Raw genomic sequence first — 26700 nt, 5'->3', positions numbered from 1 at the left:
GCTAGGGCGGGGTCCAGATATCTGCCAACACTTAACACAACATAGGAGCATCGAAGGGCTTCACCAGCCATTCAGTAACTCTGAGTGGTGGTTCGCAAGATTAGTTCAGATTTTTTTTCAAATAGCTTTGAAATAACTCTAATAGCTTTCCGGACTAAGCTGTTTGCGCCCTTCTGCCGCGGCACTATGCCGCAGCAGAAAAGGTCTATTCAGGTGGCTCAGTGGGCCTCATCCCAGTTGTTTCCAACCCCCACTTCGACCAGCAACGGCACATCCAGTTTCGCGGCCTCGCTCATGTGCACGCGAACTTCATCGCGAACCTGGTCGATCAGGTCTTCACGCACCTCGAGCACCAGTTCATCGTGCACCTGCAAGATGACTTTGGCGTCGAGGCCAGACGTGGTCAGCCAGTTATCCACCGCGACCATGGCTTTCTTGATGATGTCCGCTGCGGTGCCTTGCATCGGTGCGTTGATCGCCGTGCGTTCGGCGGCGGCGCGCTCCTGCGGTTTGTTGGAGTTGATGTCCGGCAGGTACAGGCGGCGGCCGAAGAACGTCTCGACATAACCTTGCTCGGCGGCCTGGGCACGCGTGCGGTCCATGTACTGGCGAACGCCGGGGTACCGGGCGAAGTAGGTATCGATGTAGGCCTTGGCGGTCTTGGTGTCGACGCCGATGTCCTTGCCGAGCTTCTGCGCACCCATGCCATAGATCAGGCCGAAGTTGATCGCCTTGGCGCTGCGACGCTGGTTGGAGGTCACGTCGGCCAGTTCGACCTTGAACACTTCGGCGGCGGTCGCGGTGTGTACGTCCAGATTGTGGCGGAAGGCGTTCATCAGCCCTTCATCCCGGGACAAGTGCGCCATGATCCGCAGTTCGATCTGCGAATAGTCCGCCGCCAGCAGCTTGTAACCGGCCGGGGCCACGAACGCCTGGCGGATGCGACGCCCTTCGGCGGTGCGCACCGGGATGTTCTGCAGGTTCGGATCGCTGGAGGACAGCCGCCCGGTGGACGCCACGGCCTGGTGATACGAGGTATGAATCCGCCCGGTACGCGGGTTGATCTGCTCCGGCAGGCGGTCGGTATAGGTGCTTTTCAGCTTGCTCATGGAGCGGTATTCCATGAGCACCTTGGGCAATCGATAGTCGTCTTCTGCCAGCTTGGCCAGCACTTCTTCGGCGGTGGACGGCTGGCCCTTGGCGGTTTTTTTCAATACCGGCAGGCCGAGCTTCTCGTAAAGGATCACACCAAGTTGCTTGGGCGAACCGAGGTTGAATTCCTCGCCGGCAATCTCGAAGGCTTCACGCTCCAGCGCCACCATCTTGTCGCCCAGTTCGATGCTTTGCACGCCCAGCAAGGCGGCGTCAACGAACGCGCCCTGGCGCTCGATACGCGCCAATACCGGTACCAACGGGATTTCGATGTCTGTCAGCACACTGGCCAGACTCGGAATGGCCGAGAGCTTTTCGAACAGGGTCTGGTGCAGACGCAAGGTGATATCCGCATCTTCGGCGGCGTAAGGCCCGGCCTGCTCCAAGGCGATCTGATCAAACGTCAGCTGCTTCACACCTTTGCCAGCGATGTCCTGGAAACTCACCGTGGTGTGGTCCAGATACTTCTGCGCCAGGCTGTCCATGTCATGGCGCGTGGCCGTGGAATTGAGCACGTATGACTCAAGCATGGTGTCGAAGGCGATGCCACGCACGGTAATGCCGTTGTCCTGATCGCCGCCGATGGCGCAGTTGGCCAGGATGTTCATGTCGAACTTGGCGTGCTGGCCAACCTTGAGCTTGTTCGGGTCTTCCAGAATCGGCTTGAGCGCGCGCAGGACCGTGTCGCGATCCAGCTGCTGCGGCACGCCGATGTAGGAATGGGTCAACGGGATGTAGGCCGCCTCGTTAGCCTGAACCGCGAACGACAGGCCCACCAGTTGCGCCTGCTGAGCATCGATGCCGGTGGTTTCGGTGTCGAAGGCAAACAGCTTGGCGTTGTTCAGTTTTTCCAGCCAGGCATCGAACCGCGCCTGATCGAGGATGGTTTCATAGGCGGCTTCAGCAGCGGCGACCGGTGCTTCGGCCTCTGGTTCGCTGAACAGATCCGCGGCCGGTGCAGGCTCGGCGGCAGCACTCAGTTCCAGGCGTTTGGCGTCGCGATCAAGGTCGTTCAGCCAGCTCTTGAATTCCAGCAGGGTGTACAGCTCGTAGAGTTTGGCCGGATCTTCAGGACCCATTTGCAAGTCGTCGAGCCCAACGTCCAGCGGCACGTCGACCTTGATGGTCGCCAGCTGATAGGAAAGGAAAGCCATTTCCTTGTGCTCTTCGAGCTTGGCCGGCAGGGTCTTGGCGCCGCGAATCGGCAGGGTCGGCACGATGTCGAGCTGCGCATAGAGCTCGGTCAGGCCGCCGTTCACACCGACCAGCAGGCCGGAAGCCGTCTTCGGACCGATGCCCGGAACACCCGGAATGTTGTCGGACGAATCGCCCATGAGCGCCAGATAATCGATGATCTGCTCCGGAGCGACGCCGAATTTCTCCTTCACGCCCTCCACGTCCATGCTGCTACCGGTCATGGTGTTGACCAAGGTAATGTGACCGTCGACCAGTTGCGCCATGTCCTTGTCACCGGTGGAAATAATCACCGGACGATCCGCCGCCGCGCTGCTGCGGGCCAGGGTGCCGATCACGTCATCGGCCTCGACGCCCTCTACACACAGCAGCGGGAAGCCCAGGGCGATCACGCTCTGGTGCAGCGGCTCGATCTGCACGCGCATGTCGTCGGGCATGCTTGGACGGTTGGCCTTGTATTCGGCGTACATGTCATCGCGAAAAGTCCCACCTTTGGCGTCGAACACCACAGCGAACGGACTGTCCGGATATTGCTTGCGCAGGCTCTTGAGCATGTTCAAGACGCCCTTGACCGCGCCGGTCGGCAGGCCTTTGGACGTGGTCAGCGGTGGCAGCGCGTGAAAGGCGCGGTACAGGTAAGAAGAACCGTCCACCAGGACGAGGGGGGCTTGGCTCATGAGCAGGATCAACCTTTTCGGCGGGTCCGGCGCTAGAATAGCGGGACCGTTGACGACAAAGGGACAAGGTTATCATGCGCACACTAAATCGCCTGTTGCTGGCTGGCTTGTTTGCAATCACACCACTGGCCGTCATGGCGGCGGACGATGCGCCGACACCCGAGCCGGAAGTCACGATCCGCACGGAAGGGGATAAAGTCATTCAGGAGTACCGCCAAAACGGTTTTCTGTATGCCATCAAAGTCACGCCCAAGGGCGGAAAGCCATACTTTCTGGTGCGTGCGGACGGTACAGATGCAAACTACATCCGCTCGGATTACCCGGATATGCTGATTCCGGCGTGGAAGATCTTTGAGTGGAAATAGTTTCCTAATTTCAATTGGCGCTGGCTCACGAGCGGCGCCCGTACTGGCAGTTTAAACATGTCTGTGTTCACCCCCCTGGCTCGGCCCGAGCTGGAAGCTTTTCTCGCCCCTTATGGCCTCGGCCGCCTGCTTGATTTCCAGGGGATTGCCGCCGGTAGCGAAAACACCAATTTCTTTATCAGCCTGGAGCAGGGCGAATTTGTCCTGACCCTGGTCGAGCGCGGCCCGGTTCAGGAAATGCCGTTCTTCATCGAACTGCTCGACGTGCTGCACGGCGCCAACCTGCCGGTGCCTTACGCCTTGCGCACCACCGACGGCGTGGCCTTGCGCGAACTGGCGGGCAAACCTGCGCTGCTGCAACCACGCCTGGCCGGCAAGCACATCAAGCACGCCAATGCGCAACATTGCGCGCAGGTGGGTGAGTTGCTCGGCCATCTGCACCTGGCGACCCAGGCCAACATGATCAAGCGCAAAACCGATCGCGGCCTGGACTGGATGCTGGAAGAGGGTACGCAGTTCCTGTCGCATCTCAGTGCCGAGCAGAAAGACCTGCTGCAACGGGCGCTGGAAGAAATCACCCGGCAGAAAGAAAAAATCCTGGCACTGCCGCGAGCGAACATTCACGCCGACCTGTTCCGCGACAACGCGATGTTCGAAGGCACGCACCTGACCGGGCTGATCGACTTCTACAACGCCTGCTCCGGGCCGATGCTCTACGACGTGGCGATTGCCTTGAACGACTGGTGCTCGGACGATGATGGCGTGATCGATGGACCGCGAGCGCGGGCCTTGCTGGGCGCTTACGCGGCCTTGCGACCGTTCACCGCTGCCGAAGCCGAACTGTGGCCGACCATGCTGCGGGTGGCTTGCGTACGGTTCTGGTTGTCACGCTTGATCGCGGCGGAGTCGTTCGCCGGGCAGGATGTGCTGATTCACGATCCGATGGAGTTCCAGCTGCGCCTGGCGCAGCGGCAGACGGTCAATACTCCGTTGCCTTTCGCTCTTTAAATTGTGGAGAGGGGGCTTGTTGGAGCGCGCAGCGCTCCCATGCGATCTATCAGGTAGATCCATGGGGGCCGCTTCGCTGCCCAACGGGGCGGTGCGGCGGTCCGACAAGCCCCCTCGCCACAGGTTTGGTGTCGGTTACAACGACTCCAGACATCCCGCCAGATCATTCCCCAATTTCTCCAACACCTGCTCATAGCCCTGAGCAGTCGCCGGCGTGTACCCGCCCAGCGCATCCAGTTCAGCCAGTTTCACCGGCAAACCCGCCACCAGGGTTTCCGCCAGACGCGGCCGCAGCGGCGGTTCGCTGAACACGCAGGTCTTGCCGACTTCCTGCAAACGCGCGCGCATCGCCGCGACATGCTGGGCACCGGGTTGCACTTCAGCCGCGACGCTGAACACACCCACGTGCTTGAGGCCGTAGGCGTCTTCGAAGTAGTCGAAGGCTTCGTGGAAAACGAAGTAGGGCTTGCCCTGAACATCGGCCAGGCGTTTCTTCAGGCGCGCATCCAACGCATCGAGACGTTCGTCGAAGGCTTTCAGATTGCTCTGATAGCGCGCGGCATTGTCAGGATCGGCGGCACTCAGGTCAGCCGCCATTTTCGTGGCGATGACCCGGGCGTTGACCGGCGACAGCCACAGGTGCGCATCCAGGCTGCCCGGACGGTGATCGTGGTCATGTTCGTCGGCTTCTTCAGCATGGGAGTGGCTATCTTCGGCAAAACGGCGCAGTTTCATGCCTGGCAAATCCTGCACGGCGACGCTGGGCAACGTACGACCATTGAGCACCCGTGGCAGGAAACCTTCCATGTCCGGGCCGATCCAGTACAACAGGTCCACCGATTGCACCTTGCGCACGTCGGAAGGGCGCAACGCATAGTTATGCGGTGAGGCACCCGGCGGCAGCAAAACCTCAGGAATCGCCACGCCGTCCTGCACCGCCGCGGCGATCAACTGCAGGGGCTTGATACTGGTCAGGACCTTGACCTCGGCCTGCGCCGAACCGATCAGCAGAAAACTTGCGATAAATGCGACAAAAACAGAAAAAAGTCGGGACACGATGACCACTCGAAGAGGCGAGAACGGGTAACATAATAACGTCTCTCACAAAACTCGTCGCCGCTCATGCTAAAAACACCGATCGCCAGCCGTCCCCACGACCACTCACATTGCGTTCACAGCGCTTTGTCCGAGGCCGATGCCCTGTGCGCACGTCAAGGCCTGCGCCTGACCGCGTTGCGCCGGCGGGTGCTGGAACTGGTGTGGCAAAGCCACAAGCCCCTGGGTGCCTACGACATTCTTGCGGTCCTCAGCGAGCAGGACGGTCGCCGCGCCGCGCCGCCGACGGTGTACCGCGCGCTGGATTTCCTGCTGGAAAACGGCCTGGTCCATCGGATTTCCTCGCTCAACGCCTTCATCGGCTGCAATCACCCGGAACATGCTCACCAGGGTCAGTTCCTGATCTGCCGTATGTGCCACGCCGCGATCGAACTTGAGCAAAAATCCATCAGCGACGCGATCATCGCCAGCGCCAGGGATGTCGGGTTTGTCGTCGAAGGCCAGACCGTCGAAGTGGTCGGTCTCTGCTCGGGTTGCCAGGGGGCTTGATGAGCAACGCGCTGATCCGTCTTGAGCAGGTTGCGGTCACGTTCGCCGGGCAACCGGTGCTGGACAACATCGAGCTGAGCGTCGAGCCGGGGCAAATCGTTACCCTGATCGGCCCCAACGGCGCTGGCAAAACCACATTGGTGCGTGCCGTGCTCGGCCTGTTGAAACCGGACAGCGGCAGCGTCTGGCGCAAGCCGAAACTGCGGGTCGGTTACATGCCGCAAAAACTTCATGTCGATCCGACCCTCCCACTGTCGGTCCTGCGTTTCTTGCGCTTGGTGCCGGGCGTGGACCGTGCCATGGCCTTGGCGGCACTCAAGGAAGTCGGCGCCGAACAGGTGATCGACAGCCCGGTGCAAAGCGTTTCCGGTGGCGAAATGCAGCGGGTGTTGCTGGCCCGGGCCTTGTTGCGCGAGCCGGAACTGCTGGTGCTCGACGAACCGGTACAGGGTGTCGACGTGGCCGGCCAGGCTGAGCTGTACAGCCTGATCACCCGCCTGCGCGACCGCCACGGTTGTGGCGTGCTGATGGTCTCCCACGATTTGCATCTGGTGATGAGCACTACGGATCAAGTGGTTTGCCTTAATCGTCACGTCTGCTGTTCCGGCCATCCCGAGCAGGTCAGCGGCGATCCGGCTTTCGTCGAGCTGTTCGGAAAAAACGCACAAAGCCTGGCGATTTATCACCACCATCACGACCACGCTCACGACTTGCATGGCTCGGTGGTCAAGCCGCCTGCGTCGGGCCAACCCCATGTTCACGGAGATAGCTGCAAGCATGGCTGATTTTCTGCTCTACGCCCTGCTTGCAGGCTTGGCCCTGGCCGTCGTCGCAGGCCCGCTGGGGTCATTCGTGGTCTGGCGGCGCATGGCCTATTTCGGCGACACCCTGTCGCACGCGGCATTGCTCGGGGTGGCCCTGGGCTTCCTGCTGGATGTCAGCCCGACTGTTGCCGTCACTGTTGGCTGCTTGCTGTTGGCGGTGATGCTGGTGACCTTGCAACAACGCCAGCCGCTGGCATCCGACACACTTTTGGGAATTCTCGCACCCAGCACGCTCTCTCTGGGCCTGGTGGTACTAAGCTTCATGCACGAAGTGCGGATCGACCTGATGGCCTATCTGTTCGGCGACCTGCTGGCGATCAGTCCGACCGATCTGGCCTGGATCCTTGGCGGCAGCGCTGCGGTACTGGTCTTGCTGGTTGCGTTGTGGCGCCCATTGCTGGCGATCACGGTGCATGAAGAATTGGCCAGGGTCGAAGGCCTGCCGGTGGCGGGATTGCGCCTGGCCCTGATGCTGTTGATCGCCGTGGTGATTGCCGTGGCGATGAAAATCGTCGGCGTATTGCTGATCACTTCATTGCTGATCATCCCGGCCGCTGCGGCACAACGTCACGCCCGCTCGCCGGAACAGATGGCGCTGGGCGCGAGCCTGCTGGGCATACTCGCCGTGTGTGGCGGGCTGGCGCTGTCCTGGTTCAAGGACACCCCGGCCGGCCCGTCGATTGTGGTGACGGCCGCAGTGCTATTTCTGCTGAGTTTTGTTCTGCCCCGTCGAGGGGTGTAGACTTGCTCGTTTTTTGCGCAAATAGAGAGTCGCAGGAATGAAGTCGTTCGCCTCCCGTTATCTGCTCCTTGTCGCATTTTCTTTGCTGCTGGGCGCCTGCCAAAGCACGCCACCGGCGGCCACCGAAGCCGCCGATGCGCGGGCCACGGCCATCGTACAGCTGGAACAAAACATCGCCAGCGATGAACTGGCCACCGCCGAAGACCAATTGGCAGCCTTGCAGGCCGAATCGCCCAACGATGCTTCCCTTGAGCAATACCAGCGGCAACTGGCCGAAGCCTACCTGCGCCGCAGCCAGATCGTGCTGCAAAAGGGTGATGTGGATGCCGCCGCGACCGCCCTGAGCCGTGCCCGCGCGTTGATGCCCAAGGCTCCGGCACTGACCGGCGGAGTCAACGGCTCGATTGCCCAGGCGCGCAAGGCCGAGCTGGAAAAAGCCGAAGCCGCCCTCAAGGCTGCCGAAGCCAAGCCAAAAGCCAAGGTCATCGACCTGACGGCTGAAAGCACCACGGTTGTGCTTAATATCAACGATATGGGCAAACTGCGTCGCCAACTGGATGCCATCGCCGCCGATGTGGTGAATTTCCAGTGCGACGTGAGCATTCAGGCGCCGCGCACCAACGATTACCCTTGGCTGGCTAACTTGCTGACCAAACGGGTGAAGAAGCTCGATCCTGAGTTTGATCTGAAGCTTGAGCGGCAGATTTTGCGCAATGTTCCGGCGCAGATGGTTCTGAGTCCGCGTAAACCCTGAAAAGCATCGTCGGAACGCCGCCCGAAGCAAGCACGCTCCCACAATGTCCGAGTTAGCCACAAAGCAGGTGACCAACCCGGAACCCTGTGGGAGCGGGCTTGCCCGCGAAGGCGTCCTATCTGGCAGTAAAACTCTCAGGCCTGAATCGCCTTGGCCTTCGCCTCCCGGCCCCAAACCCGATGCTGCCCAGCAGGTCGAAATTGCCTTCGGCCTTGGGCGAGCATCTTCAGCCGTTCGTTTTTCCGACCTTTGATCGTGTTATTTCCAAATGACAGGACAAATGCGAAATAAATGCTAAGAACCTCTATACGGACAGGCTAAAATGCGCGCCCGGCTAACCGCTGATCCTTTTCTAACGCGCCCCACAAGGTTCGCTACGTGATCGAGTTTCAAAACGTCCATAAAACCTACCGCGTCGCCGGTAAGGAAATCCCCGCCCTGCATCCGACCAGTCTGACGATTGAGAACGGGCAGGTTTACGGCTTGATCGGTCATTCCGGCGCAGGAAAAAGTACCCTGCTGCGTCTGATCAATCGCCTGGAAAACGCCAGCGGCGGCAAGATCACAGTCGACGGTGAAGAAGTCACCGCTCTCGACGCCAATGGCCTGCGCCGCTTCCGTCAACAGGTCGGGATGATTTTCCAGCACTTCAACCTGCTGGCCTCCAAGACCGTCGCCGACAACGTCGCGCTGCCTCTGACACTGGCTGGCGAATTGTCGCGCAGCGAGATCGATTCGCGCGTGGCCGAGTTGCTGGCGCGGGTCGGTTTGTCAGACCACGCCAAAAAGTACCCGGCGCAATTGTCCGGTGGGCAAAAGCAGCGTGTCGGCATTGCCCGCGCCCTGGCGACCAAGCCAAAAATCCTGCTGTGCGATGAAGCCACCAGCGCCCTCGACCCGCAAACCACCGCATCGGTGTTGCAATTGCTGGCCGAGATCAATCGCGAGCTGAAACTGACCATCGTCTTGATCACCCACGAAATGGACGTGATCCGCCGGGTCTGCGACCAGGTAGCCGTGATGGACGCCGGCGTGATCGTCGAGCAAGGCTCGGTGGCCGAGGTGTTCCTGCATCCGAAGCACCCGACCACCAAGCGCTTCGTGCAGGAAGACGAGCAGATCGATGAAAGCGAGCAGCGTGACGACTTCGCTCACGTGCCGGGGCGCATCCTGCGTCTGACCTTCCAGGGCGAAGCGACCTACGCGCCGTTACTGGGCACTGTCGCCCGGGAAACCGGTGTGGACTACAGCATCCTGGCCGGTCGTATCGACCGCATCAAAGACATCCCTTACGGGCAACTGACCCTGGCCGTGACCGGCGGTGACATGGAAGCGGCCTTTGCCCGCTTCACCGCGGCCGACGTCCACATGGAGGTGCTGCGCTAATGGAAGCCCTGACAAGTTTCTTCGCCAACATCGACTGGTTCGAAATCTGGCTGGCCACCGGCGACACCCTGCTGATGCTCGGCGGTTCGCTGTTGTTCACCGTGCTGCTCGGCTTGCCGCTGGGCGTGCTGCTGTTCCTGTGCAGCCCGCGCCAGTTGCTGGAAGCCAAAGGCGTCTACGCGATGTTGTCGCTGGTGGTGAACATCCTGCGTTCGCTGCCGTTCATCATCCTGTTGATCGTGATGATTCCGTTCACCGTGCTGATCACCGGCACGTCCCTGGGTGTCGCCGGTGCGATCCCGCCGCTGGTGGTGGGTGCCACGCCGTTCTTCGCCCGCCTGGTGGAAACCGCTCTGCGTGAAGTGGATCGCGGCATCATCGAAGCGACCCAGGCCATGGGCGCGACCACGCGACAGATCATCACCAATGCCTTGCTGCCGGAGGCTCGTCCGGGCATCTTCGCGGCGATTACGGTGACAGCCATTACACTGGTGTCCTACACGGCGATGGCTGGTGTCGTGGGCGCAGGTGGTCTGGGTGACCTGGCGATCCGTTTCGGTTACCAGCGTTTCCAGACCGATGTGATGGTCGTGACGGTGGTATTGCTGCTGGTATTGGTTCAGGTGCTGCAAACCGTCGGCGACAAATTGGTTGTGCATTTCTCCCGTAAATAAGACAAGACATGAGCCGGCCATACGCTGGCAGGCACCGGAAACGGTGCCGCACAAGGAGTTAGCTGAATGAAAAAACTACTCGTGGCCTTCGCGGCCGTTGCGGCATTCTCTGCCCACGCTGAAACCCTGACAGTCGCGGCCACTCCGGTGCCACACGCCGAGATCCTCGAATTCGTGAAGCCGGCCCTGGCCAAAGAAGGCGTGGACCTGAAGGTCAAGGTATTCACCGACTACATCCAGCCTAACGTGCAGGTCGCGGAAAAGCGCCTGGACGCCAACTTCTTCCAGCACCAGCCGTACCTGGATGAGTTCAACAAGGCCAAGGGCACCCGCCTGGTTTCTGTGGCTGGCGTGCACCTGGAGCCCCTGGGCGCTTACTCCAGCAAGTACAAGACCATTGCTGAATTGCCTGGCGGTGCCAACGTGGTCATCCCGAACGATGCCACCAATGGCGGCCGTGCACTGTTGCTGATGGCCAAGGCCGGCCTGATCAAGTTGAAGGATTCGAACAACATCCTGTCGACTGTGAAAGACATCACCGAAAACACCAAGGACCTGAAAATCCGCGAACTGGAAGCCGCGACCATCCCGCGCGTGCTGACCCAGGTCGACCTGGCGCTGATCAACACCAACTACGCGCTGGAAGCCAAGCTCGATCCGGCCAAGGACGCGCTGTTCATCGAAGGCAGCGACTCGCCTTACGTGAACATTCTGGTGGCTCGTCCGGATGACAAGGACAGCGAAGCGATGAAGAAACTGGTCGCTGCCCTGCACAGCCCGGAAGTGAAGGCCTTCATTCTCGAGAAGTACAAAGGCGCGGTGGTACCGGCGTTCTGATCGACTGAAGCAGCAAAAAAGGGGCGCATCGAATGCGCCCCTTTTTTGTGCCTTGAAATACAAGCCCGCTCCCACAGGGTTTGGCGGTGTTTTCAGTTGCGTTTGAGCATCACCGGTAACTGCGCCACCAACTTCGCATTATTCAACGGCGCCCGAATAAACCCGCGCTGAGTGCCGTCCGGCCCGATCACCGCGAGGTTGCCGCTGTGGTCAACGGTGTAGTTCGGCTTGCTAGTGTCCGCCGGAATGAACGGAATGCTCACCGCGTTGGCGATCTTTTGCAGCTCATCGGTCGACGCCGGGGTCAGGCCCATGAACTGCGGGTCGAAGTAGCCCAGGTACTGCTTGAGTTGCTTGGGCGTATCGCGATTGGGGTCAATGCTGACCAGCACGATTTGCAGTTTATCCACCGCTTCTGGCGGCAACTCGCTCTTGATCTGTCGCAACTGGGCGAGTGTGGTCGGGCAGATGTCCGGGCAGAAGGTGTAGCCGAAGAACAGCAGGCTCCACTTGCCTTTCAATTCATTGATTGCAACCGGCTGGCCGTCCTGATTGGTCATCGTTATGTCCGGCAGATTACGGCTCTGCGGCAGCAGAATGATGCCGGCGTCGATCAGCGCCGTCGGATCGCCCTGGTTTTTTCCGGACAGCACCTTGTTGACGGTCAGGCCCAGGATCAGCGCGATCAAGGCGACGAGTATAAAGACGGTTTTCTGGGTTCGAGTCATAGGTTCAACAGTAAGTAGTGGTCTACGAGCAGGGCGATAAACAGCAAGAACAAGTAGTAAATAGAGTACTTGAACGTGTTGATCGCCGCGTGCGGCCGAGTGCCACGGTACAGCACCACGGCCCAATGCAGAAACCGTGCGCCCAGCCCGAGCGCGCAGACCAGGTAGAGCGTGCCGCTCATGTGGATCACATAAGGCATCAGGCTGACGGCAAGCAATGCGAAGGTATAAAGCAGGATGTGAATCTTGGTGTAGTGCTCGCCATGGGTGACCGGCAGCATCGGGATGTCGGCCTTGGCGTATTCCTCCTTGCGATGGATCGCCAGCGCCCAGAAGTGCGGCGGGGTCCAGGCGAAGATGATCAGCACCAGCAGCAGCGGTTCGGCGCTGACGTGACCAGTGGCGGCAGTCCAGCCGAGCAATGGCGGCGCAGCACCGGCCAGACCACCGATGACAATGTTCTGCGGAGTCGCGCGCTTGAGGAATCCGGTGTAGACCACCGCGTAGCCGAGCAACGAGGCGAGGGTCAGCCACGCAGTCAGCGGATTGGTAAACGCCAGCAGCATGGCTTGTCCCAAGACCGCCAATACCAGCGCGAACGTCAACGCGGCAGTCGGCGAAACCCGGCCTTCGGCGAGCGGCCGTTTGTGGGTGCGCGCCATTACCGCATCGATGCGCCGGTCCACCACATGATTGACCGCCGCTGCGCCACCGGCACACAGGGCAATGCCCAGGTTGCCGAAGATCAGCACCGTCCACGGCACCCCCGCACGGGTCGCGAGGAACATTCCCACCAGTGAAGTGATGAGCATCAGCACCACGACTTTGGGCTTGGTCAGTTCTAGGTAGTCGCGCCAGATCGCCTGTCTGGGACGTTCGCCGATCAGAATCGCCATGGCATCTCTCCTTTTATTGTTATGGGCCCGGCTGAGTGTTTACGCGGGCTGAAGTGCCAGCGTGCTTGCTTGACCCGGACCAGGCTGGTTCGGGCGTGGTAATTGACCAGCACCATGGTCAGCAACAGCGCCGCCCCACCCGCGTTATGCGCCACGGCCACCGGCAGCGGCAGATGGAACAGCACGTTGCTGATGCCCAGGGTGATTTGTGCGCCAAGGGCGATCAGCACCAGACCGGCCAGTCGCGTCATGCCGACTGCTTTCAGTTGCCAGGCCAGACCGAGCAGCACCAGGGTCACTAGCAGGGCGCCGATACGGTGAGTCAGGTGAATGGCCGTACGGGCGTCGCTGTCCAGTTGCCCGCCGAGGTAGTTCGGGCCGATGTGCTGGGTCAGGTGGAAGCCGTTGGCGAAGTCCGCCGATGGCAACCACTGGCCGTGACAGGTCGGAAAGTCGATGCAGGCCACGGCGGCGTAATTGGAACTGACCCAGCCACCGAGGGCGATTTGCCCGATCACCAGCAACAGCCCCGCCGTCGCCCAGTGCTGCAAACGTCGTGGCACGGTCAGCGCCGGCAGTACGCCGGACAGGCGCAAGGTCAGCAGAAACAACAGGCTCAAGGTCGCGAAGCCGCCCAGCAAATGCCCGGTGACCACCTGCGGCCAGAGCTTGAGCGTTACCGTCCACATGCCGAACGCGGCTTGGCCAAAAACCACCGCCAACAGAAACAACGGCAGCTTCACCGGCTGCCCGGGATGGCGGCGATGCACCCACGCACGACCGGCCAACACCGCGATCAACACTCCCAGCGTGCCGGCGAAGTAGCGGTGGACCATCTCGTTCCAGCCCTTGTGGGCCTCGACCGGAGTGTCCGGGAAATGCAATTCGGCATGTGCCAGTTGGGCTTCGCTTTTTGGCACGCTGATAAAGCCGTAGCAGCCAGGCCAATCCGGGCAGCCGAGGCCGGCGTGGGTCAGGCGGGTATAGGCGCCGAGCAACACCACAATCAGTGCCAGCAAGGTGGCAAACAGCGCGAGGCGAAATCCAGGTTTGGCCATGACGATGCCCTTATCCGATGTTCGACAGTTTCAGCAGGTGGCGCAGATCGTTGAGCAGGTCCTTGCCCTTCACCGACGGGTCGTAGCGCAGCACCAGATTGCCGTGAGGGTCGATGATCCACAGGTGTGGCGCGTCATTGCTCTGAGCGCCTTTTGTGTAGGCAGGCAAGTCCAGTGAATAGCGTTGCAACTGCGGGTACTCGCGTTGAAGTTTAGTCTCGTAATCGCTGTTCAGCGCCTGCGCGGCGGCCAATGCATGGCTGGCGCGGGACGCATCGCGGCCGAGGCCGATCTGGATCTGCCGCGCCAGGTACACCAGTTGCTGGCAGTCCACCGCGCAATCCTTGGGCGCCGTCACCAGCATCTGCCAGCGATCTTCCTGGGCCTGCACGCCGATATCGGCGCGGGTCTGGCCGTTGCCGATCAGTTCGCCGTGATAACTGCGGCCCTCGGGCACCCAGAAATTCAGCTTGTACATGCCGGTGGCGAGGATCATCGGACCGATCACCCCGAGCAGGATCAGCAGCAGTTGCAAGCGGCCCTTACGTCGATTCGCCGACGGTTTCGCCTCAGACATGCTGGGTGGATTCATGGCTGCTCCCATGGTGTTTCTCCTTTGCGTTGTGCCAGCCGAGATAGAGATAAAGACCGAACAGGGCAATTGCCATGGCGAACCACTGCACGGCATAAGCGATGTGTTTTTCCGGGCCCATGGCGACTACTGGCCAGTCGGCCTGATAGGTGGCGGGGCCGGTTTCGGCGCGCAGTTCGTAGGCAAAGCCTTCGCGGTTCAGTGCTGTCCAGAGCTTGGTTGGCTCAATGGCCGTAATCAGCTTCGGCCATGTCAACGTTGTAGGATCTGCGTGCAATTGGAACGTCACCCCGGGGGAGACGTAGACCCACGCGTCGAGGCTGACTGCTTCGCCAGGTGTCTTGAATTGCGGTGGAGTGCGGCGCTCCGGCCAAGGCAACCAGCCGCGATTGACCAGCAGCCAAAGCCCGGTGGCCTGATCGTGAAAGGGTTGCAACAGCTCGACGCCGACCTTGCCGTTGCGTTGACTGTTATCCAGCAGCAGGCTGTGTTCGGCATCGAACTGGCCGTGCAGGTGAACCCGGCGGAAGGCCGGATCGGTGGTGTGTTGCAGTTCGGTGCTGGCCATCGGCTCGGCGGCGCGGCGTTCGGCGTAGTTTTGCAGCAGCGCGCTTTTCTCCGCGCCCCGACTCAATTGCCAGAACCCCAGGGACACCAGTAGCGGCAGCAACAACGCGACCACCAGCGTTGGCACGATACCCGGCCGAAAGCGCTTCATGGCATCGCCAGAAATTCGGTCACCGCGATAGCTATACTCAAATGCATCGCTTGTCCCCCCGGAGTCTCACCATGCTCAAAGCAGCCATCGTCCTGATGCTGATTGCCACGGTTGTCAGCCTGTTCAGCGGCCTGTTTTTTCTGGTCAAGGACGACAGCCGCTCAAACCGCCTCGTCATTGCCTTGAGTGTGCGAGTGACGCTGGCCGCCCTTACCCTCGGTCTGATCGCCTGGGGTTTTTTCAGCGGCCAACTGGTTTCCCATGCCCCCTGGTAGCTGTAGGAGCGAGCTTGCTCGCGAAGGTGTGTCAGACACTTTGATTTCGACTGATACACCTTCGCGAGCAAGCTAGCTCCTACAAGCTGCTTTAGAGCACATAGACGAAAACAAACAGCCCGATCCACACCACATCCACGAAGTGCCAGTACCAGCTCGCCGCTTCGAAGCCGAACTGGTGCTCGCTGTCGAAGTGCCCGCGCATGATCCGCATCAGCATCACGAACAGGATGATGGTGCCGATGGTCACATGGGCGCCGTGGAACCCGGTGAGCATGAAGAAGGTCGCGCCGTAGATGCCCGACCCCAGGGTCAGACCCAGTTCGCGGTAGGCGTGCATGTACTCTTCAGCCTGGAACGTGAGGAACGCGCAGCCCAGCAACACGGTGAGCGCCAGCCAAAGTTTCAGTGCGCCGCGATGACCCTTTTTCAAGGCATGGTGGGCGATGGTCACGGTCACGCTGGAGCTCACCAGCAACACGGTGTTGAGCAGCGGTAAGCCCCAGGGGCTGATGACTTCCTTGGGCGGCGGAAACAGTTTCGAGTCGGGGTTGCTCAGCAGCGGCCAGGTGAACTGGAAGTTCGGCCACAGCATGTGCGCGATGCCTTTGGCGCCTTCACCACCGAGCGCCGGCCCGGAGATGTGACGCACATAAAACAGCGCGCCGAAGAAGGCGATGAAGAACATCACCTCCGAGAAGATGAACCAGCTCATGCCCCAGCGGAACGAGCGATCCATTTGCGGGCTGTACAAACCACCGCGACTTTCCTTGATTACCGTACCGAACCAGCCGAACAGCATGTAAGCCACCAACAGCCCGCCGACGAAAAAGATCAGCGGCCCGTGGGATTCCGGACGCGCCGCTTTCAGATCGTTGAACCAGGTGGCCAGGCCGTACACGGTGGTGACCATGCCGAGCGTGGCGATAATCGGCCATTTGCTCTGGGCGGGAACGTAATAATGTTCATGAGTTGCCATTTATTGTTCTCCTTATCGGGCACGCTCAGCCGCCAGTGTTTACAGCTACCGGTGGATGTCGGGCGGTGATATCGAACAGCGTGTAAGACAGCGTCAGGTGCTTCACATCCTTGGGCATGTCACGGTCAACGATGAAACGTACCGGCATCTCGATCCGTTGACCGGGCTGCAGCACTTGCTGGGTAAAGCAGAAACATTCCGTCTTGTGGAAGTACGCAGCGGCAGTACTCGGCGCGATACTCGGCACGGCCTGGGCACTCATCGGCTTATCGGTCGGGTTGTGAGCGATGAAGATCATCTCGTTCACCGCCCCCGGATGGGCCACCAGTTCCTCGCCCTTGGGATAGAAGTCCCAGGGCATATCGGCAGTGTTGGTCGACAGAAACTGCACACGCACCTGCCGCGAGGTGTCGACTGTTTGCTCACCCTCGTACTGCCCGCCGGTCTTGCCATTAATGCCGAAGGCCTTGCACATCACGTCGTAGATCGGCACCAGTGCAAACCCGAACACAAACATCGCCACCACCACGGTCAGCAGGCGCGTAACCAGTTTCTTCAACGAAATTGAGTCAGCCATGACTTCGGACCTCCACCGTGCCCCTTGTAGGAGCGAGCTTGCTCGCGATGGGCGCAAACGAAAACGCGTGCTGTCTGGAAAAACGCGTCGCTTTCACATTCATCGCGAGCAAGCTCGCTCCTACAGGGGCCAAGGTATTCATTTCACTTCCGGCGGCGTGGTGAAGGTGTGATACGGCGCCGGCGACGGAATACTCCACTCCAGGCCTTCAGCCCCGTCCCACGGCTTGGCCGGTGCCGGCGGGCCGCCGCGAATGGTCTTGATCACGATGAACAGGAAGAAGATCTGCGTGGCGCCGAACATGAATGCGCCGATCGACGACACCATGTTGAAGTCGGCGAATTGCAGGTTGTAGTCCGGAATCCGCCGTGGCATGCCCGCCAGCCCCACGAAGTGCATCGGGAAGAAGGCCATGTTCATGCCAATGAACGACAGCCAGAAATGCAGCTTGCCCAGGGTTTCGTCGTACATGTGGCCGGTCCATTTCGGCATCCAGTAATAGGCCGAAGCGAAGATCCCGAAGATCGCCCCCGGCACCAGCACGTAGTGGAAATGCGCGACCACGAAGTAGGTGTCCTGGTACTGGAAGTCCGCCGGGGCGATGGCCAGCATCAACCCGGAGAAACCGCCGATGGTGAACAGGATCACGAACGCCACGGCAAACAGCATCGGCGTCTCGAACGTCAGCGAGCCTTGCCACATGGTGCTGGCCCAGTTGAACACCTTCACGCCCGTTGGCACCGCAATCAGCAGCGTGGCGTACATGAAGAACAACTCGCCCACCAGCGGAATGCCGACCACGAACATGTGGTGCGCCCAGACGATGAACGACAGGAACGCGATACTCGCCGTGGCGTAGACCATCGAGGTGTAGCCGAACAGTGGCTTGCGCGAAAAAGCCGGAATGATCGAACTGACGGCACCGAACGCCGGCAGGATCATGATGTACACCTCGGGGTGACCGAAGAACCAGAACACATGCTGGAACAGCACCGGGTCTCCGCCACCGGCGGCACTGAAGAAACTGGTGCCGAAGTGGATATCCATCAGCATCATCGTCACGCAACCTGCCAATACCGGCATCACCGCGATCAGCAGGAACGCGGTGATCAGCCAGGTCCAGACGAACAACGGCATTTTCATCAGCGTCATGCCGGGGGCGCGCAGGTTGAGGATGGTGGCGATCACGTTGATCGCGCCCATGATCGAACTGATCCCCATCAAGTGGATGGCGAAGATGAAGAAGGTCACGCTTTCCGGCGCATAGGTCGTCGACAGCGGCGCGTAGAACGTCCAGCCGAAGTTCGGCCCGCCACCGGGGGTGAACAGGGTCGACACCAGCAACAGGAACGCCGCCGGCAACAGCCAGAAGCTGAAGTTGTTCATCCGCGGCAGGGCCATGTCCGGCGCGCCGATCATCAGCGGGATCATCCAGTTGGCAAGGCCGACAAAGGCCGGCATCACCGCACCGAAGACCATCACCAGACCGTGCATGGTGGTCATCTGGTTGAAGAATTCCGGCTGGACGATCTGCAGCCCCGGCTGGAACAGCTCGGCGCGAATCACCATCGCGAACGAACCGCCAAGCAGGAACATGGAGAATGCAAACCACAGGTACAGCGTACCGATGTCCTTGTGGTTGGTGGTCAGCACCCAGCGCATCAGGCCTTTGGCGGGGCCATGGGCGTGGTCGGTGGCGGTATGAACATGTTCATCGATTACAGCAGTCATGTTCTGTCTCCTGCAAACAGATGGGCTCGGCAGGCCGGGGCGCGTAGCCCCGACCGGTTCCTTACGTGCGCAATAGACCGGGTCATTTGCTTTCCGCCTGTTTCAGCTCCAGCACTTCTTTAGGCGTGACCATGTCGCCCTTGTTGTTGCCCCAGGCATTACGTTCATAGGTCACGACTGCCGCGATATCGACTTCCGAGAGTTGCTTGCCGAACGCCGCCATGGCGGTTCCGGGCTTGCCGTGGAAGACCAGGCTCAGGTGAGCGTCTTTCGGTCCGGTGGCGATTTTCGAGCCCTTGAGTGCCGGGAACATCGGCGGCAGACCCTGACCTTCGGCCTGGTGACAGGCCACGCAGGTGGTGTGATAGACCTTGTCGCCGCGCTCTTTGAGCTCGTCGAGGGTCCATTCCTTGCTGGTCAACTCTTTGAGTTGCGCGACCTCGACCTTGCGATCGGCCAGCCATTTTTCGTAATCGGCCTTTTCCTTGACCTCGACCACGGTCGGCATGAAGCCGTGATCCTTGCCGCACAACTCGGCGCACTGGCCACGGTAAATGCCGGGCTTGTCGATGCGGGTCCAGGCTTCATTGACGAACCCGGGAATCGCATCGCGCTTGACCGCGAAAGCCGGCACCCACCAGGAGTGGATCACGTCGGCAGAGGTCACCAGGAAGCGCACTTTAGTGCCGACCGGCAGCACCAATGGCTTGTCGACTTCGAGCAAATAATGCTCGCCCTTGGCTTCCTTGTTGTGGATTTGATCCTGGGGGGTGGTCAGGTTGCTGAAGAACTCGACGTCCTGGCCCAGGTATTTGTAGTGCCACTTCCACTGGTAGCCGGTGATCTGGATATCGATTTCCGGCTCGCTGGCGTCGTACATCTTGATCAGGGTCGCGGTAGCGGGAATCGCCATGGCCACCAGGATCAGGAAGGGCACGATGGTCCAGAGGATTTCGACGGTGGTGCTTTCATGAAATTTGGCGGCCACCTGCCCGGTCGAGCGGCGGTGGAGAATCATCGACCAGAACATGGCACCAAAAACGATGATGCCGATCACCACACAGATCCAGAAAATGATCATGTGCAGGTCGAATACTGCGTGACTGATTTCAGTCGCTCCAGGCGCCATATTCACAGTCCAGGCCGCTTGCGCCTGACTGAAAATCGACCACAACAGGAGGCCCATCCAGACATGTGGATGTCGCATCATTGCGGGTTCCCCTTATCGTTCTTGTTATCCCGCCGGCTTTCACCTGCGGCAAGGGAGCGGCTGCATCAGACTACGAACTTGAGCACCGGGCCTTGCTGCATATGCAGTCGGGCGTCATCAGCTAACTCCATTCCAACCCGAGTATAGACAGCACCTCTGACCTCGCAATGCGAAGGCGTAAATCATCTGAAACAGCATTAGCTTGCTTTGCAGGGTACGAATGGAGAAGGATGCAGACGAGTGGTGGCTAATCGATATAACGGGGCCGTCTCAAGGATGAAATAATTATGACAAATGCGTCTTAGCATTTTTCGTAAGCCAGCTAAGTTATGTCTTCCCTATTTCATTGCCTTGTTTCCTGGAGTTTTCATGAACACCGCCGCATTGCGCGAGCAGATCCAAAAAGCCCAACAACACGAAGCCGAGACCGGCCTGCTGACGCGTCAGCTGGAAAGTAAACTGCCTCACCTGCACCCGGCGATCCAATTGCCGGAGACCGATACCAACGGCGTACTGACGCGATTTGTCGCCGCCTACATCGAAGAAGTGCCCGATCTGCTGGATGCAGCCAATGAAGTCGCCAGGGAAGCGGGCATCGCGTCACAGATCAAACCGGTGCTGGCAATCGCCGAGCAGTACTTCCTCCAGCCGCCAGCCATCATGGCCGGCCATGTCGGGCTCGACAGCCTGCTGGATGAAGCCTATCTGGCGCACCGGTTTGTCGAAGAGGTCAACGACCTGTACATCAAGCATTTCGGCCAGCCACTGATCCCCTTGGACATGACTGTCGCCAACCTGATTGCTCACCAATTGATCGGTGAGTCGTTCGCCAACCAACTGGACGAAGTGGTGCATCACGCCATCGACGAGATGCTCAACGACGAAAGCTTCGCACTGGAGTCGGTGGAAGCCTACCGTGAGAAGCTCAACAGCCCGGACACCGGCGCCGCGTGGAAACGCTGGCCGTGCATGTCCCGCCGTTTGGGCGTAGGCCTGGAACTGGATCAGCCGGCGGCTTGATCCATCGGTAAACACAATCCCCTGTAGGAGCGAGCTTACTCGCGATGAGGCCATGTCATTCAACACCAATGTTGACTGATCCGCCGCCATCGCGAGCAAGCTCGCTCCCACATTGGACCTCAGCCTGCCGCGCCTATGCCCGTGTTGGTACGAACCCTCCCTTCAAGCCTGCGCTTCAACCCCCGCGATTCAATCATCAGCTTCGAACCCTTGGCCGCATTCGCCCGACCCCATTCCTCCAGCAGCTCAAGACACGAGTGATCGATGTAGCTCAAATTGTTGAGCGGCACATGCACCGTCGCGCCTGGTGGAATACTACCCAGCACTTGGGTCAGCGCCGGCACTTTGAGGAAGGTCGCCGCGCCTGCCAGACGCAATTCCATTTGCCCTTCCTGAGGCAGGTCGATCAGGCTGATTTTCAACCGCGAAGCTTTCAGCGCCAGTTTCACCAGCGTCAGGCCGAAGCCAATCAACACACCGGTCAGCAGGTCCGTGAAAACGATGGCGAGCGCGGTTGCCGCATAGGTGAACATCGGCGCTCGACCATACCGGCCCAAACCACGGAAGACCTTGAGATCCACCAGCTTGAAACCGGTGTACACCAGTACGCCCGCCAGGCTCGCCACCGGAATGCTATGCAGCACGCTGGACAGCAACAGTACGAACGCCAACAACCACAGGCCGTGGAATATGGTCGAAAACCGCGTGGATGCTCCGGCCTGAACGTTCGCCGAACTGCGCACGATAACGCCGGTCATCGGCAACGCCCCAAGCAGGCCACACAGCATGTTGCCGATACCTTGCGCCGACAATTCCCGGTCGAAGTCCGAGCGCTGACCACTGTGCATGCGATCAACCGCGGCGGCTGAAAGCAAGGTTTCGGCGCTGGCGATGAAGGCCACGGCAAACGCAGCGATCAGCAAGGTCGGATCAGCCAGGTTGAGCAGATCCGCTGGCTTCAGCCAGTCGATGGCCTCCGTCAGGTTGGCCGGCACCTCAACCCGCTTGACCTGCAACGCCAGCACCAGGCTGGCAAACGTGGCCAGACCGACGCCGAGTAGCGCGCCAGGAATGAAACGCAGGGATTTCGGACGGAATTTCTCCCATAGCCACATGACGGCGATCGTCGACAAACCGAGCAAACCGGCTTGCCAGCCAAACGTGGGCAACGCCTGAGCCAGCGCCGCCGGGAAGGCCGCCAGGTTATCCAGGCCCGAGGGTTTGGGCACGGCATCCAGCATCACATGCACCTGGGACAGAACAATCAGCACGCCGATCCCGGCCAGCATGCCGTACACCACCGCGGGTGCCGTCACCCGAAACCAACAGCCCAGCTTCAAACGGCCAGCCACCAGTTGCAGAAAGCCCGCCAGCAACAGGATCGGCCCGAGCATCGCGATACCGTGCTGGCGGACCAACTCGAATACCAGAACAGCCAGGCCCGCCGCCGGGCCGCTGACCTGCAGTGGCGAGCCCGCCAACCAACCGACCACCAGACCACCTATGATGCCGGTGATCAGACCTTTGGCCGGCGGCAGCCCCGAGGCAATCGCGATGCCCATGCACAGGGGCAGGGCGACCAGAAAAACAACCACCGAAGCCAGCAGCTCCCGTGGCAGAACAGCTTTGAGTCGAGCAGCACGCATGGTGAGTCTCCCGAAGTTTTCTTCAGGCATGGCAAAGCCAGGCTGCCTCAACGGCAGCCTCGGCTAAACCACACAACGATTTAGGAGGGTTTAGAAGCGCGCTTTGGGCGTCGCCACGGGAATTGGCAGGCTGCCATTGAGCGGCAGGAAACAACCTTGATCGGCGTCGTACGCTTTGATTTCGCTGGTTTCGATGTTGTAGACCCAGCCGTGAATAAACAGCTGACCATTGGCCATGCGCGAGGCCACCGACGGATGGGTGCGCAGATGCTGCAATTGGGCGATCACGTTCTCTTCGGTGAGGATGTGCATGCTTTCGCTTTCGCTAGAGCAGTTGCAGTTCTCCTGCACCATGGTTTTGGCCACTTCGGCATGACGCAGCCAGGCTTTGACCGTGGGCATTTTTTCCAGACTGTCCGGGTTGAGTACCGCGCGCATGGCGCCGCAGTCGGAATGCCCGCAAATGATGATGTGATGCACCCCCAGAGCCAGTACGGCGTATTCGATGGCCGTGGAAACACCACCGTTCATTTGCCCGTAAGGCGGCACGACGTTGCCGACGTTACGGGTCACGAACAGGTCGCCGGGGGAGCTTTGGGTAATCAACTCGGGAACGATGCGCGAATCGGCGCAGGCAATGAACATCGCTCGTGGCCGCTGGGCCGTGGCGAGTTTCTTGAAGAGCTCCTCCTGCTGAGGAAAGATCTCATGATGAAAATGCAAAAAGCCGTCAACGATATGCTGCAACGCTGCATCGGCGGTTTCGGCCTCGGGTTGGGCTGAGGCCGACGCAGCCAACGGCTGTTTATCCTTGTCACTCATCAATTCATCCTCATTGGCGGGCTCAGGGAATCTTCCCGTGTCGTCCGGTGTGAAGCCAGTGGCTGGTTAAAAAACATCCAGGCCAAACATCTCGACCCATCAGTCACTCGATGAACAAGGTAGCGGTCGAATCTTAATTGAAACTGAATAAAACGCTCTAGGACGCGTGTTCCAGGTCACAAAAAAACGTGACCAGCCTAATGCGTGAGCGCGATCTTCAGTACTCAACCATAGGCCAATTGTCCTCAAATCAACGACATTTGGCGACCGGGCGGACAAAAGGCATTGCAGTCCAGGTCAAAGCCTTCCCGGTGATTGAGCCCCAGGCGCTTGATGGTTTTGGCAAAGCGCTGTGCCAGCAGGTCGGCAAAGGGGCCTTCGCCGCGCATTCGAGCGCCAAAGCGACTGTCGTAGAGTTCACCGCCACGGCTCTGGCGAATCAGGCTCAGCACATGCGCCGCCCGTTGCGGATAGTGGGTGCCCAGCCATTCTTCGAACAGCGGCGCCACTTCCAGCGGCAGGCGCAGCATCATGTAAGCGGCGCTTTGTGCCCCGGCGCCGTGAGCCTCGCCGAGCAGACTTTCGAGTTCGCTGTCGTTGATCATCGGAATCATCGGTGAACACAGCACGCCCACCGGAATGCCCGCCTCGCGCATCACCCGGATGGCCCGCAGCCGTGCCTTGGGCGCTGCCGCGCGGGGTTCAAGGATGCGCTTGAGCTCGTCGTCGAGGGTAGTCAGGCTGATCATCACCGCCACCAGTCTTTGGCTGGCAAGCTCGGTCAGCAAGTCCAGGTCGCGAAGAATCAGCGAGCCCTTGGTGACGATGGTCACGGGATGTCGGTAACGCAGGAGCACTTCGAGGGTTTGCCGGGTGATCTTGTATTCACGCTCAATCGGCTGATAGGGGTCGGTGTTGGAGCCGAGGTTGATCGGCGCACATTGATAGCCACGCTTGGACAGCTGCTCCTCCAGCACATTCACGGCGTTGGTCTTGGCGATCAGTTTTGTCTCGAAATCCAGCCCCGGTGACATGTCCCAATAGGCGTGACTGGGGCGCGCATAGCAATAAATGCAACCGTGCTCGCAGCCGCGATAGGGGTTGATCGAGCGGTCGAAGGGCAAGTCCGGTGAAGTGTTACGGGTAATGATGGTTTTTGCCCTTTCGATGCGCACCTCGGTGCCCTGGGTGAGCGGTACTTCCTGGTACCAGCCGTCGTCTTCGGTCACCGACTGGCTGGGTGCAAAGCGGTTGTGCGGATTGGTCGCGGTGCCGCGGCCACGGGAAGGCAGAGGACTAACCATCGGCGGACTCCTTGATCTGTATATCCATACAGTATCTGACCCGCTACGAATCGACCAGTACCGCTCAGCCCTTTATCTGGCGACAGGGCGTCATGAGCTTACTTGTTCATCAATGATGAGAAAACTGAGGAAACATATAGTCAGTGGTTAGATCCAATACCCACCCGTATATTCAGCCCGACAAGCAACATCCTCAACAGCGATCAAATAAAAGGATTTATTTATGTCTTTCTTTAATCAGCGCGGCATCTTTCTGCAACTCATGCAACCGAGTCCTTCGGAGCCCAACACACTGGTTTCGCTACAACTGGCTCGAAAAGAGTTAAGTTGGGATGCGGAAAATAATATTCAAATTGAAAATCTGGTCGACTCGGAGTTTTACACTGCTGTTTCCACAGACCGTGGTAACTCGTTCAGTATCAGGTCCGTTGGCAAGGATGTCGATGGCGACGGGAGCATCGGTGCCGACGACAAAGCCAAGCTACAGGCGCTGGCAAAGGCTTATGCCAGTATCGTCAATCCCTGAGCCCTGACTTTCCAATCACTGGAAAGCGCTATTGCCGAATGCATGCGTGCTCCCGCATGCATTCCAGACAGCCACGAGGATAAAAATGTCCACGCCCATAAAAACTGGTGCTTATCTACAACAAATAGAAACGCTGGAAGATGTGCAGGTAGTTATCAAGCTAGTAAGGGCAGGCGAGTATCCGAACAAAACAATGGGGCAGTTCGCTGATGCTCTCGCGACTGCTCCATCCGTGACACTCCATATAAAAGACGATGGCAAGACTTCAAAGCTCGATTTTGACCCATGGTCCGATATCAATGTCATTCCAGACAATAGTATCGATGAAAAGGACATTGCCGCCCTTACACAACTTGCACTCGCTTTTTATCATCAACAAATAATTGCCCCTGAGGGTATAGCGTACCTTTATCGTCTTCCCGCTGAACCACCCAAACTTCGAGTAGATGTTGAGGTATTCGACATTGATGAGGAGGATCACCAACTGTATAGCCTCGGTGTGTACGAGACCAAATCTGCGGATTCCGGCTCGCCTTTTGAAGGTAGTGAGCGCAACCCTGAAACTGGACAGGTGTTTGACTATGGGACCGCACTGAACGAGTTGCTCAAAGCATTCATCAAACTGAAACTGTAACCTGAGCGCGGACTTCACGATTCTTTGACGGTCCGCTCACAGGCCTTTGACCGTGCATGACTGATCCTTGCCACCATCTTCCCGTCCCTGAACGGTCGCTCAAGCATGCATTTACCACGTTTTTTATCCGCAATATGCCTGTCGCTGGTCGCACTCGTTAACCTGACATCGGCACTTGCTGACGACAGTGTGATGCAGCGTCCGGCAGACTGGGCCCAACCGGTCGAGAAGCAATACAACCTCTTTCAAATGTCGCCAACCCTCTATCGCAGCGCCTTGCCGGACAAAGGGGCGGTGCCGCTGCTGGAGAAACTCAAGGTCGGGACGGTAATCAACTTCCTGCCTGAAGCGGACTCCAGTTGGTTGTCCACGCCAGGCATCACGCAAGTACAACTGCCTTATCGCACCAACCATGTGGATGACGCCGATGTGCTCAAGGCCTTGCGTGCCATCAAGGCTGCCGAAGCCAAAGGCCCGGTGTTGATGCATTGCAAACACGGTTCCGACCGTACCGGCCTGATGGCGGCCATGTACCGGGTTGTCATCCAGGGCTGGACCAAGGAAGAGGCCCTGAACGAAATGACCCAGGGCGGCTTTGGTGACAGCACCCACTTCAAGGACGGCATCCGCTACATGATGCAGGCCGACGTGGAAAAACTGCGCACGGCTCTGGCCAACGGCGATTGCAGCACCAGCCCGTTCGCCGCGTGCTCGATGAAGAGCTGGTTCAAGTCCGCTCATATCGAATAAGAAAAGCCCCCGTTGC

The 26700-nt window shown here is 59.5% G+C and carries 28 protein-coding genes; 14 read left to right on the top strand and 14 right to left on the bottom strand.

Translation table 11 applies throughout. The annotated features are described in order from the left end of the window. Positions 1-218: 218 nt before the first annotated feature. Positions 219-3023 (bottom strand): DNA polymerase I, encoded by a 2805-nt coding sequence (gene polA, locus AC3ITY_RS00370; protein WP_489307029.1) that lies wholly within the window; start codon positions 3021-3023, stop codon positions 219-221. 74 nt (positions 3024-3097) lie between these two features. Here polA and AC3ITY_RS00365 point away from each other — a divergent pair, with 74 nt between their 5' ends. Both AC3ITY_RS00365 and AC3ITY_RS00360 read left to right on the top strand, forming a co-directional pair. Beyond that, positions 3098-3388, top strand: coding sequence for a DUF2782 domain-containing protein (locus tag AC3ITY_RS00365; protein ID WP_223455056.1), 291 nt, complete (start codon positions 3098-3100; stop codon positions 3386-3388). A 57-nt stretch (positions 3389-3445) separates the two neighbouring features. Beyond that, entirely contained in the window at positions 3446-4396 is a 951-nt protein-coding gene (locus tag AC3ITY_RS00360; RefSeq protein WP_489307028.1) for a homoserine kinase, read from the top strand. A 135-nt stretch (positions 4397-4531) separates the two neighbouring features. On the opposite strand, the gene znuA is transcribed toward AC3ITY_RS00360, so the two are convergent. Then, positions 4532-5452 (bottom strand): zinc ABC transporter substrate-binding protein ZnuA, encoded by a 921-nt coding sequence (gene znuA, locus AC3ITY_RS00355; protein WP_489307026.1) that lies wholly within the window; start codon positions 5450-5452, stop codon positions 4532-4534. A gap of 66 nt (positions 5453-5518) precedes the next feature. Between znuA and zur the strand changes: the two genes are divergently transcribed. The 7 genes from zur to AC3ITY_RS00320 all read left to right on the top strand — a co-directional run bounded on the left by zur (position 5519) and on the right by AC3ITY_RS00320 (position 11218). Next, positions 5519-6001, top strand: a complete 483-nt coding sequence (gene zur, locus AC3ITY_RS00350) for a zinc uptake transcriptional repressor Zur (protein ID WP_223455061.1) — start codon at positions 5519-5521, stop codon at positions 5999-6001. Next, a complete protein-coding gene (gene znuC / locus AC3ITY_RS00345; RefSeq protein WP_223455063.1) occupies positions 6001-6786 on the top strand; it encodes a zinc ABC transporter ATP-binding protein ZnuC in 786 nt (261 codons plus the stop codon). Before zur ends, znuC begins: the two co-directional genes overlap by 1 nt. Next, complete coding sequence (gene znuB / locus AC3ITY_RS00340) at positions 6779-7567, top strand: zinc ABC transporter permease subunit ZnuB (protein WP_489307025.1); 789 nt, start codon at positions 6779-6781, stop codon at positions 7565-7567. The genes znuC and znuB overlap by 8 nt, the downstream gene beginning before the upstream one ends. Before the next feature lie 37 nt (positions 7568-7604). Continuing rightward, a complete protein-coding gene (locus AC3ITY_RS00335) occupies positions 7605-8321 on the top strand; it encodes a PA5502 family lipoprotein (RefSeq protein ID WP_489307023.1) in 717 nt (238 codons plus the stop codon). A gap of 378 nt (positions 8322-8699) precedes the next feature. Next, positions 8700-9707, top strand: coding sequence for a methionine ABC transporter ATP-binding protein (locus AC3ITY_RS00330; RefSeq protein WP_223455068.1), 1008 nt, complete (start codon positions 8700-8702; stop codon positions 9705-9707). Then, a complete protein-coding gene (locus AC3ITY_RS00325) occupies positions 9707-10381 on the top strand; it encodes a methionine ABC transporter permease (protein ID WP_008002212.1) in 675 nt (224 codons plus the stop codon). Before AC3ITY_RS00330 ends, AC3ITY_RS00325 begins: the two co-directional genes overlap by 1 nt. Positions 10382-10447: 66 nt before the next feature. Next, the gene (locus AC3ITY_RS00320; protein WP_489307022.1) at positions 10448-11218 is read left to right on the top strand and encodes a MetQ/NlpA family ABC transporter substrate-binding protein; all 771 of its coding nucleotides are present in this window, start codon (positions 10448-10450) and stop codon (positions 11216-11218) included. Between the two features lie 92 nt (positions 11219-11310). Here AC3ITY_RS00320 and AC3ITY_RS00315 read toward each other — a convergent pair whose 3' ends face one another. Genes AC3ITY_RS00315 through AC3ITY_RS00295 form a run of 5 tightly spaced genes read right to left on the bottom strand, consistent with a single transcriptional unit; the run spans position 11311 to position 15210 of the window. Then, entirely contained in the window at positions 11311-11946 is a 636-nt protein-coding gene (locus AC3ITY_RS00315; RefSeq protein WP_223531972.1) for an SCO family protein, read from the bottom strand. Further along, the gene (gene cyoE, locus AC3ITY_RS00310) at positions 11943-12842 is read right to left on the bottom strand and encodes a heme o synthase (RefSeq protein ID WP_489307021.1); all 900 of its coding nucleotides are present in this window, start codon (positions 12840-12842) and stop codon (positions 11943-11945) included. The genes AC3ITY_RS00315 and cyoE overlap by 4 nt, the downstream gene beginning before the upstream one ends. Continuing rightward, complete coding sequence (locus AC3ITY_RS00305) at positions 12830-13900, bottom strand: COX15/CtaA family protein (RefSeq protein ID WP_489307020.1); 1071 nt, start codon at positions 13898-13900, stop codon at positions 12830-12832. Before AC3ITY_RS00305 ends, cyoE begins: the two co-directional genes overlap by 13 nt. A 10-nt stretch (positions 13901-13910) precedes the next feature. Next, entirely contained in the window at positions 13911-14504 is a 594-nt protein-coding gene (locus tag AC3ITY_RS00300; RefSeq protein WP_489307019.1) for a hypothetical protein, read from the bottom strand. Next, on the bottom strand, positions 14470-15210 hold the full coding sequence (locus AC3ITY_RS00295) for an SURF1 family protein (RefSeq protein WP_489307018.1): 741 nt from the start codon (positions 15208-15210) through the stop codon (positions 14470-14472). Before AC3ITY_RS00295 ends, AC3ITY_RS00300 begins: the two co-directional genes overlap by 35 nt. 71 nt (positions 15211-15281) lie before the next feature. Here AC3ITY_RS00295 and AC3ITY_RS00290 point away from each other — a divergent pair, with 71 nt between their 5' ends. Further along, the gene (locus AC3ITY_RS00290; RefSeq protein WP_108218749.1) at positions 15282-15485 is read left to right on the top strand and encodes a twin transmembrane helix small protein; all 204 of its coding nucleotides are present in this window, start codon (positions 15282-15284) and stop codon (positions 15483-15485) included. 91 nt (positions 15486-15576) lie between these two features. Here AC3ITY_RS00290 and AC3ITY_RS00285 read toward each other — a convergent pair whose 3' ends face one another. The 4 genes from AC3ITY_RS00285 to coxB all read right to left on the bottom strand — a co-directional run bounded on the left by AC3ITY_RS00285 (position 15577) and on the right by coxB (position 19982). Further along, positions 15577-16464, bottom strand: a complete 888-nt coding sequence (locus AC3ITY_RS00285; protein WP_223455083.1) for a cytochrome c oxidase subunit 3 — start codon at positions 16462-16464, stop codon at positions 15577-15579. Between the two features lie 25 nt (positions 16465-16489). Then, positions 16490-17041 (bottom strand): cytochrome c oxidase assembly protein, encoded by a 552-nt coding sequence (locus tag AC3ITY_RS00280; protein WP_223455084.1) that lies wholly within the window; start codon positions 17039-17041, stop codon positions 16490-16492. A 138-nt stretch (positions 17042-17179) separates the two neighbouring features. Then, positions 17180-18772, bottom strand: coding sequence for a cytochrome c oxidase subunit I (ctaD, locus tag AC3ITY_RS00275; protein WP_223455086.1), 1593 nt, complete (start codon positions 18770-18772; stop codon positions 17180-17182). Between the two features lie 82 nt (positions 18773-18854). Beyond that, positions 18855-19982 (bottom strand): cytochrome c oxidase subunit II, encoded by a 1128-nt coding sequence (gene coxB, locus AC3ITY_RS00270; protein WP_223455088.1) that lies wholly within the window; start codon positions 19980-19982, stop codon positions 18855-18857. 369 nt (positions 19983-20351) lie between these two features. On the opposite strand from coxB, the gene AC3ITY_RS00265 reads away from it, so the two are divergent. Then, positions 20352-21002 (top strand): hypothetical protein, encoded by a 651-nt coding sequence (locus AC3ITY_RS00265; protein ID WP_489307015.1) that lies wholly within the window; start codon positions 20352-20354, stop codon positions 21000-21002. Between the two features lie 119 nt (positions 21003-21121). On the opposite strand, the gene AC3ITY_RS00260 is transcribed toward AC3ITY_RS00265, so the two are convergent. The 3 genes from AC3ITY_RS00260 to AC3ITY_RS00250 all read right to left on the bottom strand — a co-directional run bounded on the left by AC3ITY_RS00260 (position 21122) and on the right by AC3ITY_RS00250 (position 24774). Continuing rightward, positions 21122-22648, bottom strand: a complete 1527-nt coding sequence (locus AC3ITY_RS00260) for a SulP family inorganic anion transporter (RefSeq protein WP_489307013.1) — start codon at positions 22646-22648, stop codon at positions 21122-21124. 90 nt (positions 22649-22738) lie between these two features. Then, the gene (locus tag AC3ITY_RS00255; RefSeq protein WP_008045785.1) at positions 22739-23470 is read right to left on the bottom strand and encodes a carbonic anhydrase; all 732 of its coding nucleotides are present in this window, start codon (positions 23468-23470) and stop codon (positions 22739-22741) included. A 245-nt stretch (positions 23471-23715) separates the two neighbouring features. Then, positions 23716-24774 carry a PA0069 family radical SAM protein gene (locus AC3ITY_RS00250; RefSeq protein ID WP_489307011.1) on the bottom strand — a complete coding sequence of 353 codons (1059 nt, stop codon included), beginning with the start codon at positions 24772-24774 and terminating at the stop codon, positions 23716-23718. A gap of 223 nt (positions 24775-24997) precedes the next feature. Between AC3ITY_RS00250 and AC3ITY_RS00245 the strand changes: the two genes are divergently transcribed. From AC3ITY_RS00245 to AC3ITY_RS00235, 3 genes are all read left to right on the top strand, one after another. After that, a complete protein-coding gene (locus AC3ITY_RS00245; protein WP_489307010.1) occupies positions 24998-25300 on the top strand; it encodes a hypothetical protein in 303 nt (100 codons plus the stop codon). 85 nt (positions 25301-25385) lie between these two features. Beyond that, positions 25386-25934, top strand: coding sequence for a hypothetical protein (locus tag AC3ITY_RS00240; RefSeq protein ID WP_489307009.1), 549 nt, complete (start codon positions 25386-25388; stop codon positions 25932-25934). A gap of 105 nt (positions 25935-26039) precedes the next feature. Then, positions 26040-26684 (top strand): dual specificity protein phosphatase family protein, encoded by a 645-nt coding sequence (locus AC3ITY_RS00235; protein WP_489307008.1) that lies wholly within the window; start codon positions 26040-26042, stop codon positions 26682-26684. The last annotated feature ends 16 nt before the right edge of the window (positions 26685-26700 follow it).

The sequence above is a fragment of the Pseudomonas sp. GL_091 genome (assembly GCF_057837725.1).
This window is presented reverse-complemented; position numbering and strand designations above follow the sequence as displayed.